15 protein-coding genes, 1 tRNA gene and 1 pseudogene are annotated in these 15154 nt (G+C 70.7%); 13 read left to right on the top strand and 4 right to left on the bottom strand.

Annotation, left to right across the window (positions count from 1 at the left end):
* A complete protein-coding gene (locus ACIG5F_RS34475) occupies positions 1-753 on the top strand; it encodes a putative hydro-lyase (RefSeq protein ID WP_396524122.1) in 753 nt (250 codons plus the stop codon).
* A gap of 35 nt (positions 754-788) precedes the next feature.
* Here the strand turns inward: ACIG5F_RS34475 and ACIG5F_RS34470 are convergent.
* Positions 789-953: pseudogene (locus tag ACIG5F_RS34470) on the bottom strand (LamG-like jellyroll fold domain-containing protein); the annotation flags it as partial.
* A 104-nt stretch (positions 954-1057) separates the two neighbouring features.
* On the opposite strand from ACIG5F_RS34470, the gene ACIG5F_RS34465 reads away from it, so the two are divergent.
* Both ACIG5F_RS34465 and ACIG5F_RS34460 read left to right on the top strand, forming a co-directional pair.
* Complete coding sequence (locus ACIG5F_RS34465) at positions 1058-1483, top strand: hypothetical protein (protein ID WP_396524192.1); 426 nt, start codon at positions 1058-1060, stop codon at positions 1481-1483.
* 5 nt (positions 1484-1488) lie between these two features.
* Complete coding sequence (locus ACIG5F_RS34460; RefSeq protein WP_396524121.1) at positions 1489-1842, top strand: hypothetical protein; 354 nt, start codon at positions 1489-1491, stop codon at positions 1840-1842.
* A 152-nt stretch (positions 1843-1994) separates the two neighbouring features.
* On the opposite strand, the gene ACIG5F_RS34455 is transcribed toward ACIG5F_RS34460, so the two are convergent.
* On the bottom strand, positions 1995-2594 hold the full coding sequence (locus ACIG5F_RS34455; RefSeq protein ID WP_396524191.1) for a TetR family transcriptional regulator: 600 nt from the start codon (positions 2592-2594) through the stop codon (positions 1995-1997).
* A gap of 92 nt (positions 2595-2686) precedes the next feature.
* A complete protein-coding gene (locus ACIG5F_RS34450) occupies positions 2687-3637 on the bottom strand; it encodes an acyl-CoA desaturase (RefSeq protein ID WP_396524120.1) in 951 nt (316 codons plus the stop codon).
* Positions 3638-3795: 158 nt separating this feature from the next.
* On the opposite strand from ACIG5F_RS34450, the gene ACIG5F_RS34445 reads away from it, so the two are divergent.
* From ACIG5F_RS34445 to ACIG5F_RS34400, 10 genes are all read left to right on the top strand, one after another.
* Positions 3796-4965 carry an alpha/beta hydrolase family protein gene (locus ACIG5F_RS34445; RefSeq protein WP_396524119.1) on the top strand — a complete coding sequence of 390 codons (1170 nt, stop codon included), beginning with the start codon at positions 3796-3798 and terminating at the stop codon, positions 4963-4965.
* A 33-nt stretch (positions 4966-4998) separates the two neighbouring features.
* Positions 4999-5069: transfer RNA gene (locus ACIG5F_RS34440), tRNA-Gln, on the top strand.
* A gap of 73 nt (positions 5070-5142) precedes the next feature.
* Complete coding sequence (locus tag ACIG5F_RS34435) at positions 5143-6810, top strand: diguanylate cyclase (RefSeq protein WP_396524118.1); 1668 nt, start codon at positions 5143-5145, stop codon at positions 6808-6810.
* A 42-nt stretch (positions 6811-6852) separates the two neighbouring features.
* A complete protein-coding gene (gene glmU, locus ACIG5F_RS34430) occupies positions 6853-8340 on the top strand; it encodes a bifunctional UDP-N-acetylglucosamine diphosphorylase/glucosamine-1-phosphate N-acetyltransferase GlmU (protein WP_396524117.1) in 1488 nt (495 codons plus the stop codon).
* Positions 8341-8342: 2 nt separating this feature from the next.
* The gene (locus ACIG5F_RS34425) at positions 8343-9323 is read left to right on the top strand and encodes a ribose-phosphate diphosphokinase (RefSeq protein WP_396524190.1); all 981 of its coding nucleotides are present in this window, start codon (positions 8343-8345) and stop codon (positions 9321-9323) included.
* Positions 9324-9528: 205 nt separating this feature from the next.
* Positions 9529-10128, top strand: coding sequence for a 50S ribosomal protein L25/general stress protein Ctc (locus ACIG5F_RS34420; RefSeq protein ID WP_396524116.1), 600 nt, complete (start codon positions 9529-9531; stop codon positions 10126-10128).
* 78 nt (positions 10129-10206) lie between these two features.
* Entirely contained in the window at positions 10207-10713 is a 507-nt protein-coding gene (locus ACIG5F_RS34415) for a DivIVA domain-containing protein (RefSeq protein WP_396524115.1), read from the top strand.
* Positions 10703-11275: an aminoacyl-tRNA hydrolase gene (gene pth / locus ACIG5F_RS34410; RefSeq protein ID WP_396524114.1), complete on the top strand. Its 573-nt coding sequence runs from the start codon at positions 10703-10705 to the stop codon at positions 11273-11275. Before ACIG5F_RS34415 ends, pth begins: the two co-directional genes overlap by 11 nt.
* 41 nt (positions 11276-11316) lie before the next feature.
* Positions 11317-11565 (top strand): DivIVA domain-containing protein, encoded by a 249-nt coding sequence (locus tag ACIG5F_RS34405; protein WP_396524113.1) that lies wholly within the window; start codon positions 11317-11319, stop codon positions 11563-11565.
* A 63-nt stretch (positions 11566-11628) separates the two neighbouring features.
* Entirely contained in the window at positions 11629-13395 is a 1767-nt protein-coding gene (locus tag ACIG5F_RS34400) for a hypothetical protein (RefSeq protein ID WP_396524112.1), read from the top strand.
* Between the two features lie 45 nt (positions 13396-13440).
* Here the strand turns inward: ACIG5F_RS34400 and ACIG5F_RS34395 are convergent, their stop codons facing one another.
* Positions 13441-15096 (bottom strand): fatty acyl-AMP ligase, encoded by a 1656-nt coding sequence (locus ACIG5F_RS34395; protein WP_396524111.1) that lies wholly within the window; start codon positions 15094-15096, stop codon positions 13441-13443.
* Between the last annotated feature and the right edge of the window lie 58 nt (positions 15097-15154).

Below are 15154 nucleotides of genomic sequence, written 5' to 3'. Positions count from 1 at the left end.
ATGACTGCGGCGCAGGAGCGGGCGAGGTTTCGGGACGGGCTGGTGACGCCGACGGCGGGGAGGGCGGCGGGGCACACGCAAGCGAACCTGATCGCAGTGCCCGCCGACTGGGCGTACGAAGTGCTGCTGTTCGCGCAGCGGAATCCGAAGCCGTGCCCGGTGTTGGACGTGAGCGACCCGGGCAGCCCCCGCACGGTGCTGGCCCCGGACGCGGATCTGCGGACGGACCTGCCGGCCTACCGGATCTGGGTGGACGGCGAGCTGGTGCGGGAATGCCCGGACGCCACGGAGTTCTGGCGGGACGACCTGGTGGCGATGCTGATCGGGTGCAGCTTCACCTTCGAGTCGGCGCTGGCCGAAGCCGGTATCCCGCTGCGGGGCTCGAACGTCCCGATGTACGTCACCAACCGGCAGTGCCGACCGACGCCGAGGCTGCGGGGGCCACTGGTGGTCAGCATGCGGCCCGTCCCGGCCGATCTCGTGGCGACGGCGATCGAGGTGACGCGTCTGATGCCGGCGGTGCACGGCGCGCCGGTGCACGCGGGGGATCCGGCGGAGCTGGGGATCGCCGACCTCCAGTCACCGGATTTCGGCGTGCCGGTCGAGGTGCGGCCCGGTGAGGTGCCGGTGTTCTGGGCCTGCGGCGTGACGCCCCAAGCCGCGGTGATGGCGTCCCGGCCGCCGTTCGCGATCACCCACGTCCCCGGCCACATGCTCATCACCGACGCCCTGGACTCGGACTACCGGATATGAATGAGGCCCCGGGAGTCCCGGGGCCTCATTCGCGGTCACTTGATCCGTTGGTACAGCGCGGTGACCTGGGTCGGGGCCAGGGCGTAGTCCCAGGCCTGGGCATCGCTGATCCGGCCGGGGAAGAAGCGGTCGTCGGCGTCGTTCCAGCGTTCCCGGCCGATGGCGAAGGGCCCGGTGCTGGCGAACGAGGTGACGTTGGCGACCTGGTTGACGAACCGCCGTCGACCTCAAACCCGGCGATCAACTCGACACCGGCGGCAACGGCACCGCCACCGTCGTCTCCAACTGGCGGTTCACCTCCAGCATCCGCACCTACAACCTCACCGTGAACGATCTCCACACCTTCTATGTGCTTGCCGGTAGCACTCCGATCCTTGTGCACAACGCTGGCGCGGGGGTTTGCGATCTGTTCCACGGCACCGATCTGGCTAGCGCGCAGAACATCGTGCGCAATGGCCTCAACGCCAATGCGGCACGTGCTTTGGGCGGCGGCGACGTGTTCTGGACGACGACGAACCAAGCCGACGCCGAGCTCTTCGCGCAGGTCAACCCCGCCTTGTCCGAGAACACTGGGGTCGTAGGCATTCGCATTCAAGGTGGCATCGAGGCAGGAGTGCGCAGCGGCGTCCTTCAAGAGGTGCCACAGTTGCCCGGCGCGTTCACCGTGGCAGACTGGGCAGGATTGAACAAGATCGCTACCTACGAGCTTGTCTCGTCCACGGGAGGGTGATCAACGTGACCGAGACCCTGTTCCCCCAACGGCGCAATGATGGAACCTTCACTGTCGCCGTCAGGTACGCCGTCCCTGATGTCGCATCACTGCCCGCCATGCGGGAGGCGCTCGATGGCTGGCTACAACAGAAGACGGGTGGGCATGACAGGACCCTGCTCTCGGAGTTCGCAACTCGCCCTCACCTGGACAGCGTCGACGCCGGCACCGTGCAGGTTGTGCTCGACTGTCTGGCCTCCGCGGCGCTGTGGAAGGGGTTCATGATCGAGATCACCAAAACGCTCGACGACAGCCCCGGGGTCACACGCCTTGGATTCTGGGATCTCGTTTCAGGACAACCCCATCCCGCGAGCTCCTGAACCGATTTCCACATCGCATGTTCCAACCCGCCGACGTGGGTGCTGGAGTCCCGCATCTCAGCAGGACTCCAGCACTCCGCAAACCGAGCAGAGCGAAACGCAGCGACTTCGCCCGCCGCCATCGACGGGCGACAATCTCAGCTCATCTGCCCCTAGCGACTGCGCAGTCGGGGCTTGCCCTCCAGGTGGGAGAGGCCGTTCCAGGCCAAGTTGACCAGGTGGGCGGCGACCTCGTCCTTCTTGGGCTTGCGGACCTCGAGCCACCACTGGCCGGTGAGCGCGACCATGCCGACGAGGGCCTGGGCGTAGAGGCCGGCGAGTTTGGGGTCGTAGCCGCGGGAGTCGAAGTGCAGGCCGAGGATGTGCTCGACCTGGCTGGCGATGTCGTTGAGCAGGCTGGAGAAGGTGCCGCTGGCGCTGGCGACGGGGGAGTCGCGGACCATGATGCGGAAGCCGTCGCTGGAGCCCTCGATGTAGTTGAGCAGGGCTCGGGCGGCCCGCTCCAGGAGCTCACGGGGATGCCCGGAGCCGTCGCCGAGGACGGCGACGACAGAGTCGAGCAGGTACTGCATCTCCCGGTCGACGACGACGGCGTAGACGCCTTCCTTGCCGCCGAAGTGCTCGTAGACGACGGGCTTGGAGACGCCGGCACGGTGGGCGATCTCCTCGATGGAGGTGCCGTCGAAGCCCTTCTCGGCGAACAGCTCCCGAGCCACGTCGAGCAGCTGCTGCCGGCGCTCCTTGCCGGTCATGCGCACGCGCGTCACAGGGGCGACGCCGTCCGCGTCGCCCCTGCCGTCACGTGTCCTGCGCCGGGCCGCCATCGGCAGCCACGATATGTCACCTACTTGGCGGCGCTGATCCTGGCCAGCCGCTGCGGGCTCGGCCACCGCACGTTCCAGGCCCAGCCCAGCTTCTCGAAGATCCAGATCGTGCGGGCGGAGATGTCGATCTGACCCCGCTGCACGCCGTGGCGGGCCGAGGTGGGGTCGGCGTGGTGCAGGTTGTGCCACGACTCGCCGAAGGACAGGATCGCCAGCGGCCAGAAGTTGGCCGACTTGTCCCGGGCGGCGAAGGGCCGCTCGCCGATCATGTGGCAGATGGAGTTGACCGACCACGTCACGTGGTGCAGCACGGCCACCCGGACCAGTCCGGCCCAGAAGAAGGCGGTCAGCGCGCCCCACCAGGACCAGCTGAGCAGGCCGCCGAGCACGGCCGGGGCGAGCAGGCTGACCGCGGTCCACACCGGGAACAGCCGGTCGACGCGGCCGAGGTCGTCGTCGGCGACGAGGTCGGGCGCGAAGCGGTCGCGGTTGGTGACCTCGCGCTCGTAGAGCCAGCCCATGTGCGCGTGCCAGAAGCCGCGGGCCAGGGCCACCGGCCCGGTGCCGAACAGCCACGGCGAGTGCGGGTCGCCCTCACGGTCGGAGAAGGCGTGGTGCCGGCGGTGGTCGGCGACCCAGGTGATCACCGAGCCCTGCAGCGACATGCTGCCGGCGATGGCCAGCGCGACCCGCAGGGCCCGCTTGGCCTTGAACGAGCCGTGGGTGAAGTAGCGGTGGTAGCCAACGGTCACGCCCATGCCGCTGATGCAGAAGAACACCGCGCCGATCGCGATGTCGATCCAGCTCAACCCCCAGCCCCAAGCCAACGGGACGGCGGCGACCAACGCCACGAAAGGGACGATGGTGAAGATGTAGATGAGGGCCTGCTCGCCGTTGCCGTGCGGCTCTTCGAGCATCGGCTTCGGCCCCCCGCCGGCCGCTTCCCTTGGCTTCTCCAGGGCTGTGGTCATACCGTGCACCTCGCGGTAGTTGAAATTTGGTTGACTAAGGCGAACCTTGCCTACGGAACCGTAACTTACGCCAGCGTAGGTTGTACGGGCCGGGAATACCAGCCCGCCCGCGCACGTTGTCTTCATCTTCACAGGATCGACAGGCGGTCAGCTTCTCCGTGTCTTCCCCAGGCGTACGCGGCAATCGGCTCCTCCGGTTCGCCCTGATCACCATCCCCGCCCTGCTGGTCGTGGTGGCGCTCGCGCTGGTCGGGATCGGCTGGTACTACAGCGACCAGCTGCTCGATCCGGCCCAGGCGCGACCCGGCTATCCGGACGTGTCGCTCGGTCCAACGTCCGTGAACGGTGTGAGTTCCGTCGCACTGCAAAAAGCGGCGGACACCACAAACGCCGGTCAGTGGGCCATCCTCTGGTCGGGTGGCCACGTCCAGGTCGGGGAGGTGCTCTCGGACCAGGACGGCCGGACGGTGCGGAGGTTGCTCCAGGGCCAGGCCCCGCCGGCCGGCACTCCCGTCCGGTTCAGCCCGCAGATGTGGCCGGGGGACCCGAAATCGGCCCTGGGCCTGGATTTCCAGCACGTGAACGTGCCCACCGACCTCGGCCCCATGCCGGCCTGGCTCACCCCGGGGACCACCGGCACCTGGGCCATCGCCATCCACGGCCGCGGCGGCGACCCGACCGAGACGCTGCGGGCGATCCCGCCCCTGCACCAGCTCGGCCTGTCGGTGCTGTCGATCACCTATCGGAACGACGCGGGCGCGCCGCCCTCCCCCGACGGTTTCTTCCACCTGGGCGACTCCGAGTGGCAGGACGCGGAGTCGGCGATGAGGTACGCGAGTGCCCACGGGGCCCGGCACATCGTGCTCTACGGCTGGTCGATGGGCGGCGCGATCGCCGAGCAGCTGCTGGCCCGGTCGCCGCTGGCCGGCGAGGTCGACGCCGTCGTGCTGGACGCGCCGGCGGTGAGCTGGGGCAAGACGTTGGTGTTGCAGGCCCAGAACCGCGGCCTGCCGCTGACCGGCCTGCTCACCTGGGACGCGGAGCTGGTCTCCGGCTGGCGGGCCGGCATCGACTTCGGCCGCATGGAGCTGATCGAGTCCCCGCCGGCCCACCGACCGCCGACACTGCTGTTCCACGGCTCGGCCGACCACACGGTCCCGGTGCAGGCCTCGCGTGATCTGGCCGCGGCGGCCGGCCGCCTGGACTGGCCGTTGACCTACGTGGAGGTGCCCGACGCCGAGCACACGGCCTCCTGGAACGTGGACCCGAAGGGCTACGAGAGCCACCTCAGGGACTTCTTGGGCAGCCGCCCTGACCTGACGAGGTGAGTCGTGACAACATGGGGGCAGGCAACAACCCGGTCCGCTGTGGTGTAACGGCAGCACCTTGGATTTTGGTTCCAATGGTTCAGGTTCGAATCCTGGCAGCGGAGCATCGGTAAGGAGTCGAAGCTGCACGAGGACACGGTCGCCCAGCACGAGGACAGCGCCCCGGCGCTGGCCGAGATGTCGGACGCGTGGCTGGTCGGACGCGCCCGCGAGCTGGCGATGTCCTCGGGCGGCGACGTCGAGGGCCAGTCCGACGCCGCGGTCGCCGAGAGCGACCGGCTGCTGGCCGAGGCCCAGCGGCGCGGCGAGCCCCGCATGGTCGCCCAGGTGCTGCGGACCAGCTGCCTGGTGCGGCTGGCCGGGGCCCACTCGACCAACGAGACGGATCCCCTGCTCGACGAGATGGTCGCGCACACCCGCCGGCACGGCCTGACGGTGATGGAGGCCGGGGCGCACGCGCTGCGCGGCCGCCGGCTGTTCCTCGGCGGCTACGAGGACGAGGCGCTCACCTCGGCCGCCCGGGCGCTGGCCATCCTCGACGAGGACCTCACCCCGGACACGCTGATCGGCGTCCGCTCCTGGACCCGGCTGCTGTCGGCGGTGCTGGTCGACATCGGCCAGCTGCTCAGCCAGCTCGGCGTGTACGAGATCGCGGCCGGCGTGTTCAACCGGGCCGGCGCGGCCATCCGCGGCGACGGCGGCCCGTACGAGATCGCCGAGCACATGATCAACCAGACCCGGCTGCTGCTGGGCTGGGGCCTGCGGCTGGAGCGGGTCGGCCAGTACGACAAGGCGGCCGAGAAGTTCCTCACCGCGTCGGCCATCGCCGCCGCGGCCGAGGTGCCCTGGCGCAACTCGCAGCCGACCCGGCTGTCCGAGGCCCCGGCGGCCGAGCAGCTGCCGGTGGTGGGGGCCGCGCACGCGCTGGCCCGGCCGGGCGCCGAGCACGTGGACCGGCTGCGCGGGCTGGTCGACCGGGCGGCCTCGCCCCGTGAACTGATCATGGTGTCGATCGCGCTGGCCCGCTGCCTTGAACGCGAGGAGCGCTTCTCCGAGGCGATCCACGTGCTGGCCGGGGCGGCCGACCGGCTGCTCAACGACACCACGGAGAACACCCTGCGGCTGTGCCTGATGCGGGAGTTCGCCCGGCTGTCCGGCTCGGAGCAGACCGAGATCGGGGCCAATGCCCTCGAGCAGTACGCCACCGAGCTCGAACACGAGATGTGGCAGATGGGCGAGTCCAAGGTGACGAGCCTGCAGACCCGCCGCGAGCACGAGCGGCTGTCCCGCGAGCACGGCGCGATCTCCCAGCAGGCGCTCCAGGATCCGCTGACCGGGCTGCCCAACCGCCGCGCGCTGGACGAGCGGCTGGAGGCCCTGGTGGCCGCGCCCGGCGACCAGCCGCTGGCCGTCGCGCTGGTCGACCTGGACGGCTTCAAGGGCGTCAACGACCGGGCCTCGCACGCCGAGGGCGACGACGTGCTGCGGGTGATCGCCAGCACGCTGCGCAGCGCCGTCCGCGGCGACGACATGGTGGCCCGCTACGGCGGCGACGAGTTCGTCGCGCTGCTGCCGGGCGCGCCGCTGAGCGCGGCCGAGGCGGCGCTGAGCCGGGCCGTGGACGCGGTCGCCCGGCTACCCATGGACCTTTCCCGCGGTGTGACGTTGTCCATCGGCGTCATCGCGCTGCGTCCGCAGGAGAGCGCCGCCCAGGCGCTGGCCCGTGCCGACGCCGCCATGTACCTGGCCAAGCGGGGCGGCGGCAACAGCGTCGCGGCGGTGGCCGGGGACGCTGTGAGCGAGGCCAACAGCCGGTCGGCCGTGGCGGTGGATGGCGCACCGTAGGATCGTCGTCATCCAAGGCGTCGACTCCTAGGGAGCAGGTCCATGCCTCAGGGCGGACAGGTCAGCACCATCGTGCTCGCAGCGGGTGAAGGCACCCGGATGCGGTCGGCGACACCGAAGGTGCTGCACCGGATCGCCGGCCGAGCGCTCGTCGAGCACGCGGTGCGCGCCGCCGTCGGCGTGGACCCCGACCACCTGGTGGTCGTCGTCGGGCACGGCCGGCAGGCGGTGGCCGAGCACCTGGACGCGCTGTCCGGGGACATCGACCGCAAGATCACCGTTGCCGTGCAGGAGGAACAGCGCGGCACCGGGCACGCCGTGGGCTGCGCGCTGGCCGCGCTGCCCGAGGTGGAGACCGGCACCACCGTGGTCACCTACGGCGACGTGCCGCTGCTGGACGGCGACACCCTCGCCCAGCTGGTCGCCGAGCACCAGTCGACGGGCAACGCCGTGACGGTGCTCACCGCCGTGGTGCCCGAGCCGCACGGCTACGGCCGGATCCTGCGCGACGGCGACGGCAACGTGCTGGAGATCGTCGAGCAGAAGGACGCCACGCCCGAGCAGGCGGCCATCACCGAGATCAACTCCGGCATCTACGTCTTCGACACCGCCGTGCTGCGCGACGGCCTGTCCCGGCTGACCACCGACAACGCCCAGGGCGAGCTGTACCTGACCGACGTGCTGGCCATCGCCCGCCGTGACGGGCGGCCGGTGCGCGCACTGGTCTGCGCCGACGAGTGGCTGGTGGAGGGGGTCAACGACCGGGTGCAGCTGGCCCGGCTGGGCGCCGAGTTCAACCGGCGGCTGGTCGAGTCCTGGATGCGGGCCGGCGTCACCATGGTCGACCCGTCCAGCGTCTGGCTGGACGCCGACGTCGCGCTGGCCCGGGACGTGCTCATCGAGCCGAACGTGCAGCTGCGCGCCGGCACCGCGGTCTACGAGGGCGCGGTCATCGGCCCGGACACCACGCTGAGCAACTGTGTGGTCGGGGCGGGCGCGAAGGTCATCCGCACGCACGGCTCGGACTCCGAGATCGGCGACCGCGCCAGCGTCGGCCCCTTCGCCTACCTGCGGCCGGGCGCGAAGCTGGGCACGGCCGGCAAGATCGGCACCTTCGTCGAGGTGAAGAACTCCGAGATCGGCGACGGCAGCAAGGTGCCGCACCTGACCTACGTGGGCGACGCCACCATCGGCGAGCAGACCAACATCGGCGCGGCCTCGGTGTTCGTCAACTACGACGGCGTGCGCAAGCACCGGACCGTGATCGGTTCGCATGCGCGGACCGGATCGGACACGATGTTCATCGCCCCCGTGACCGTCGGGGACGGCGCGTACACCGCGGCCGGATCGGTGATCACCCGCGACGTGCCGCCCGGCGCGCTCGCGGTGGCACGGGCGCAGCAGCGCAACGTCGAGGGCTGGGTCACCCGACGTCGCGAGGGCACCCCGGCGGCCGAGGCCGCCAGCAAGGCACTCGCCGCCGAGCAGGACGGTGAGACGACAGGCACACCCGACCCGAAGGAGCAGTGACCGTGGCCTCCATCTCCGGAACTCCGAAGAAGAGCCTGATGCTCTTCAGCGGCCGCGCCCATCCGGAGCTCGCCGAGGAGGTCGCGAAGTACCTCGACATCTCGGTGGTGCCGCAGGCGGCGTACGAGTTCGCGAACGGCGAGATCTTCGTGCGGTTCGAGGAGTCCGTGCGCGGCTGCGACGCCTTCGTCGTGCAGTGCCACACCGCGCCCATCAACCAGTGGGTGATGGAACAGCTGATCATGGTGGACGCCCTCAAGCGGGCCAGCGCCAAGCGCATCACCGTGATCATGCCGTTCTACCCGTACGCGCGGCAGGACAAGAAGCACCGCGGCCGCGAGCCGATCTCGGCCCGGCTGATCGCCGACCTGTTCAAGACCGCCGGCGCGGACCGGATCATGACGGTCGACCTGCACACCGCCCAGATCCAGGGCTTCTTCGACGGGCCGGTCGACCACCTGTGGGCGATGGCGCTGCTGGCCGACCACGTGCGGGACAAGTACGGCAGCGAGCCGCTGACCGTGGTCTCGCCGGACTCGGGCCGCACCAAGCTGGCCGAGAAGTGGGCCGACATGCTGGACGGCTGCCCGATCGCGTTCATCCACAAGACCCGCGACCCGCTCAAGCCCAACGAGGTGGTGGCCAACCGGGTCGTCGGCGAGGTCCGCGACCGGCTGTGCGTGGTCATCGACGACATGGTCGACACCGGCGGCACCATCGTGAAGGCGGTCGAGCAGCTGGTCGAGGCCGGGGCCAAGGGCGTCATCGTGGCCGCCACCCACGGCGTGCTGTCCGGGCCGGCGGTGGAGCGCCTGCAGAACAGCAGCGCCCAGGAGGTCGTGCTGACCAACACGCTGCCGATCACCAAGGACAAGCAGTTCGACAAGCTGACCGTGCTGTCCATCGCCCCGCTGCTGGCCCAGGCCATCCAGCAGGTGTTCGAGGACGGCTCCGTGACGAGCCTCTTCGACGGCAACGCGTAGCCAGGTGTAAATTGGGGGGCCGATTCGTCATTCACGAATCGGCCCCCTACACTGTCTTGGTTGCCTCGGCGAGGGTTGTCCTCGTGGCTCCGTGATCGACGCGGCGGCTTGGTTGCCGCGCGCTGTTCATGGGTCCGCGCCGTTCCCCGCCGCCGCAGGCCGCTTCCTCACCCCGATCCGCAAGAGCTACAAGGAGTACCCCACCGTGTCCGAGGTACGTCTCGCCGCCGAATCTCGCACCGAGTTCGGCAAGGGCGCGGCCCGCCGCACCCGTCGCTCCGGCAAGATCCCCGCCGTCCTCTACGGCCACGGTTCGGACCCGAAGCACCTGGCCCTGCCGGCGCTGGAGTTCGCCCGCGTGGTCCGCGAGCACGGCACCAACGCCGTGCTGTCGCTGGAGCTCAACGGCGGCGCCGAGCTGGCGCTGACCAAGACCGTCACCACGCACCCGATCAAGAACTACATCGAGCACGTGGACCTGCTGCTGGTGCAGCGGGGCGAGAAGGTCACCGTGGACGTGCCGGTGACCCTGGTCGGCGACGCCGCCCCGGCCACCCTGGTCACCCAGGAGCTGTCCACCATCCAGGTCGAGGCCGACGCCCTCAACCTGCCCGAGCACATCGAGGTCTCGATCGCGGGCAAGGAGGCCGGCACCCAGATCCACGCCGCCGACATCGCCCTGCCCGAGGGCACCTCGCTGGTGACCGACGGCGAGCAGCTGATCGCCGCGATCAACGCCGCCCCGACCGCCGCCCAGCTGGACGGCGCCGAGGCCGAGGCCGCCCCGGCGGACGACGAGAGCTGAGCCATCACGGCAGAGCATCGCGACGGCGCCCAGCCCCCTGACCACGGGGGCGGGGCGCCGTTCCCGCGTTCCGGCCCGATGCCGCCGCCCACGCTCACGCCGGCCGAGGTGCGGTCCGCGCGGTTCGAGCGGGGGGCCGGCTACGACACCGACGAGGTGGACGCCTTCCTGGCCCAGGTCGCGCAGGCGCTGACCGGGCGGGGCCGGCTGACCGCCGACCAGGTGCGGGACGTGGTCTTCACCTCGCGCAAGCACGGCTACCTGCCGCGCGACGTGGACACCCTGCTGGAGCGGGTGCGGCAGCAGCTGAGCACCGGCCGGGTCGCGCCCACCCGGCTGCGGTCCGGGGCCGTGCTGATGGCCCTGCGGCTGCCCAAGGCCTCGCACGGCTACGATCCCGGCGAGGTCGACGCGTTCATCGGGCGGGCCGCCGCCACCCTGGACGGCCGGGGCGGCATGACCGCGTCCGAGGTGTTCCACACCAGGTTCACCGGCACCACCGGGCTGCGTCGGGGCTATCGGGTGGCCGCCGTGGACGCCCTGTTGGACGAGTTGGAGCAGGAGTTGCGCTCTCGTGGACGCTAGCGAGGTCGTTCTGGTCGTCGGGCTGGGCAATCCCGGCCCGCAGTACGCCGGCAACCGGCACAACATCGGCTTCCTGGTCGCCGACGAGCTGGCCGCCCGGGTCGGCGGCAAGTTCAAGGGCCACCGCAGCGGCGCCGAGGTCGTCGAGGGCCGGCTGTCCGGCCGTCGGGTCGTGCTGGCCAAGCCCCGCTCGTTCATGAACCTCTCCGGCGGGCCCACCGTCGCCGCCTCCCGCTTCTACAAGGTCGCCCCCGCCGACGTCATCGTCGTGCACGACGAGCTCGACCTGCCGTTCGCCACCCTGCGTCTCAAGCTCGGCGGCGGCGACAACGGCCACAACGGGCTGCGCTCCATCACCAAGTCCCTGGGCACCAAGGACTACCTGCGGGTCCGCTTCGGCATCGACCGCCCGCCCGGCCGCCAGGACCCCGCCGACTACGTGCTCAAGGACTTCGGCGCCGTCGAGCGCAAGGAACTGCCCTTCGCCATCGACCGCGCCGCCGACGCCGTCGAGGCCCTCATCGGCAAGGGCCTGGAAGCCGCCCAGAACACCTATCACTGATCAACAGGCGGATTTTCCGACCCCTGGGTACCGTCCGTCCCATGACCCCCGAGGACGTCCGCGACGTCACGTTCAGCCGGGCCCTGCTGAGCAAGAACTCCTACGACGAGGCCGAGGTCGACGCCTTCCTCGACCGCGTCGAGGCCACCCTGCGCGGCCAGGACACCCTCACCCCCGCCGACATCCGCGCCGCCGCCTTCACCCACCCCGGCCTCGGCCGCCGCGGGTACACAAAGGACGAAGTGGACGAGTTCCTCGACAAGGTCGCGGCAACTTTGGACATTCGGTAACAAACACTCACCTTCCCGGCTATAGACACAACGGTTCGTGTCGACCTGGCAAGGGGAGGGGCCTTGGCCTCACGTGTGTTCCGGCTGCTCGCGGTAGCGGCCACCATGATCGGCGCCGCGGCGGTCGCGGTGCCGCCGGCATCAGCGGCGAACAACTACTTCGGGGCGGCGACCTGGGCTTACACCGATTCGGCAGCCCCGGATTCGCCGTTCGTCAACCCGACCGGCGACGCACCGGTTGGCGCTCGGGTGGACGCCGACGGCACGGTGCACAGCACCCGGTCGTACTTCACCTACGACCTGTCGCGGTTCGTCGGCGGCACGGTCAGCACCGCGGAGATCTTCACCGACGAGACGTCGGTGACCGACTGCGCCAAGGCCCGGACCGAGCAGGTCTGGCTCACCGCCACCGACACCGCGCCGACCTGGGCCAACCCGCCCCTCGAGAGCGTGCAGCTGCCGGGGCCGCTGGGGGTCCCCGAGACGTGCCCGTCGCCGCGGCTGGCCTGGGACGCCAGCAAGGTGGTGCAGGACGCCCTGGCCGCCGGCCGCACCACCGTCACGTTCGAGCTGCGGCTGCCCGACGGCGACCAGACCGACCCGGCGCTGTTCCGGCAGTTCGACCGCGCCCCGGGCATGTACGCGCTGTTCAACCACCCGCCGGCCAAGCCGACCGGGGCACAGGTGGACCTGCAGGCCTGCGGCGCGAATCCGGTGATGGTCGGCATCGGCGACGCCAGCCCGCTGATCATCACGCCCACCGATCCGGACAACGACGCCCTCACCCTGGACTTCGCCTGGTGGCCGGTGGACCACCCGGAGCAGGTGACCACCACGACCACCGGCGTCACCCTGCCGAGCGGCATGACCCAGAACCTCCAGCTCGCGCACGCGAAGCTGGCCGACGGCACCACCTATGCCTGGCACGCCCGCGCCAGCGACGGCCAGACCACGGGGCCGTGGAGCGATGACTGCCGGTTCACCACCGACTTCACCAAGCCGCCGGCCCCGACGGTGTCCTCCGTGGACTACCCGACCGGCGTGACCGCGGGCGGCAGCGGCATTCCGGGCACGTTCACCCTGTCCGGCAACGGCGATCCCGATGTGGTCGGCTTCCGGTACACGTTCAACGGCGTCACCGTGGAGGTCGCGCCGGATCACCCCGGCGGCACCGCGACGGTCCAGCTCACGCCGGGACGCGTCGGGGCCAACGCCCTGTCGGTGTCCAGCGTCGACCCCGCCCGCAACCCGTCGGCCACCACCGGCGACTACGCCTTCTCCGTCACCGACAACGCCCCGACCGTGACGTGCTCGAAGGTCGACTACGTCGGCCAGCCGCGCACCTGTGTTGTCACGCCGCAGGACAAGACCTCCGTGGGCTACACGTATCAGGTCAACTCCGGGGCCGCCGTCGACCTCGCGCCCGGCCCGGACGGCACCGCGACCTTCACCGTGACGCCGACCGATCCGCTGCGCTCGACCCGGGTCCAGGTCCGGTCCCGGTTGGCCAACGGCAACCTGACCGACGCGACCACGGCCTCGCTGTCGGTCCGCAACGGCATGCCCACGGTCGACCAGTCGGCCCAGTCCGCCACGGTCGGCTCGACGGTGCAGTTCACCGTCCACTCCGGACTGCCGGGCTCCACGACGTTCACCTATACCTGGGGATTCGGTGACCCGGTCACCGTGCCGGTCGGAAGTGACGGCGTGGCAACACTGCCGCTGGTCGTCGACCTGGACGGCTTCGAGGAACTGGACGTCTACAGCACCACCCCCGCCGGCGTGCACTCCGCGCCTGCGACGGCCTACGTGTCCGTCGACCAGCAGTGACGCCGGCCCGGGTGCGGGGTTTTCGGCCCCGCACCCGGGTTCGGGTCAGTCCTTGGCCAGCAGCTTGGCGACCTGGTCGCCGGCGGCGGCGCGGCGGAGCTTGCCCGAGGGGGTCTTGGGCAGGTTGCCGGGCGGCAGCACGATGACGGCGTAGGGGCGGACGCCGGCGGCGTCCATGACGCGGGCGGCGACCTCGTCCTTGATCGCCTTGGCGGCGTCGGGATCGTTGGCGCGGTTGGATTCCAGGGCCACGGCGAAGCGTTCGCGGCGAGTGCCGGCGTCGAGGCGGACGGCGACGGCGTTGCCGGCGCGGACGCCGTCGACGGAGGTGGCTGCCCGCTCGATGTCGGTGGGATAGATGTTGCGGCCGCCCATGATGATGACGTCCTTGCGGCGGCCGCAGACCACGACCTGGCCGTTGACCAGGTAGCCCTCGTCACCGGTGTCGAGCCAGCCGTCAGCGTCCTGTGTGGACACCGGACCGTTGACGGTGAGATAGCCGGGCGTGACGGACTCGCCGCGCAGCATGATCAGGCCGACCTCCCGGTCGCCGCGCGACTGGCCATGCTCGTCGACAATCTTGATTTCCAAGCCTGGCAAGGGATATCCGAGCAGCGGGAAGGCCCGGGTCTTGCCATCGGTGGCCGGTACGGCCCGCTGGCCGGCCTCCAGCTCGTCGGCGTCGATGACGTCGACCTCCAGCCCGTCGCCGGGGGCGGCGAACGCGACGCCGAGCGTGGTCTCGGCCATGCCGTAGGCGCAGAGCACACAGCCGGGGCTCATGCCGAAGCGGGCGCCGGCGTCAGTGAAGGACTTCACCGCGGCGGCGTCGATGGGTTCCGCGCCGTTGAGCGCGATCCGCAGCCGGGACAGGTCGTAGGCCCTGTCATCGTCCACACCGGACAGTCGACGGCCGGCGATGGCGTAGGCGAAGTTCGGCGCGGCGGTGACGGTGCCGTGGTAGCGGCTGATCAGGTCGAACCACAGCAGCGGCCCGCCGAGGAACTCGACCGGGCTGACCTTGACCAGCTCGATGCCGAAGGTCATCGGCAGCGTCAGGAAGCCGACCATGCCCATGTCGTGGAACAGCGGCAGCCACGAGACCATGGTGTCGGCCTCGAAGTCGAACTTGGACGCCTCGATCATGGCCGTCATGTTGGCCATCAGGTTGCGGTGGGTGATCCGCACCGCCTTGGGGTCGGCGGTGGAGCCGCTGGTCAGCTGGAGCAGCGCGGTGGCGTCCTCCTCGACCGGCACCGGCTCGGTCAGCGGCTGCGCCCCGGCCAGGTCGGTCAGCTTGCGGTAGGTGATCTTGTGCTCGTCGAGCACGCCGGACAGCGCGTCGAAGGGGCTGCCCAGCAGGACCAGGCCCGCCTCGATCATGCCCAGCACCTTCAGCGTGTCCTGGGCCCATTCGCCGAGGTCGGTGCGCGGGGTCGGCTGGTGCAGCATGGTCACGCTGCCGCCGGCCAGCCACACCGCCTGCACGGCCGGCGCGATCACCGCCGGGTCGGCGGCCAGCACGGCCACCGCCGTGCCCGGACGCAGCCCGCCGGCCACCAGGCCGCCGGCCAGCTCGGTCGCGGTCACGTGCACCTCGGCCCACGTCCGGCGCAGCGGCGCGTGCGGCTCGCCGGTGATGAACCCCTTGTCGCGGCCGCCGGTCCCGGTGGCACGCAACGTGTCGACGAACTTGCTCATAGCCCGGAGCCTAAAGGTTCACCCACCACCCCTGACCGCCCAACGCCCCAAACAGCCC

It is taken from the genome of Kutzneria sp. NPDC052558 (genome assembly GCF_044547355.1).
Lineage (GTDB): Bacteria > Actinomycetota > Actinomycetes > Mycobacteriales > Pseudonocardiaceae > Kutzneria.
The sequence above is the reverse complement of the archived record's forward strand: the minus strand, read 5'-3'. Positions and strand labels throughout refer to the sequence as shown.

Excerpts from the sequence above, each read along its gene's own strand:
- ACIG5F_RS34475 (WP_396524122.1), top strand. The coding sequence starts at position 1 with ATGACTGCGGCGCAGGAGCGGGCGAGGTTTCGGGACGGGCTGGTGACG.
- ACIG5F_RS34455 (WP_396524191.1), bottom strand. The coding sequence starts at position 2,594 with ATGACCGGCAAGGAGCGCCGGCAGCAGCTGCTCGACGTGGCTCGGGAG.
- ACIG5F_RS34450 (WP_396524120.1), bottom strand. The coding sequence starts at position 3,637 with ATGACCACAGCCCTGGAGAAGCCAAGGGAAGCGGCCGGCGGGGGGCCG.
- ACIG5F_RS34435 (WP_396524118.1), top strand. The coding sequence starts at position 5,143 with ATGTCGGACGCGTGGCTGGTCGGACGCGCCCGCGAGCTGGCGATGTCC.
- glmU (WP_396524117.1), top strand. The coding sequence starts at position 6,853 with ATGCCTCAGGGCGGACAGGTCAGCACCATCGTGCTCGCAGCGGGTGAA.
- ACIG5F_RS34415 (WP_396524115.1), top strand. The coding sequence starts at position 10,207 with ATGCCGCCGCCCACGCTCACGCCGGCCGAGGTGCGGTCCGCGCGGTTC.
- ACIG5F_RS34405 (WP_396524113.1), top strand. The coding sequence starts at position 11,317 with ATGACCCCCGAGGACGTCCGCGACGTCACGTTCAGCCGGGCCCTGCTG.
- ACIG5F_RS34395 (WP_396524111.1), bottom strand. The coding sequence starts at position 15,096 with ATGAGCAAGTTCGTCGACACGTTGCGTGCCACCGGGACCGGCGGCCGC.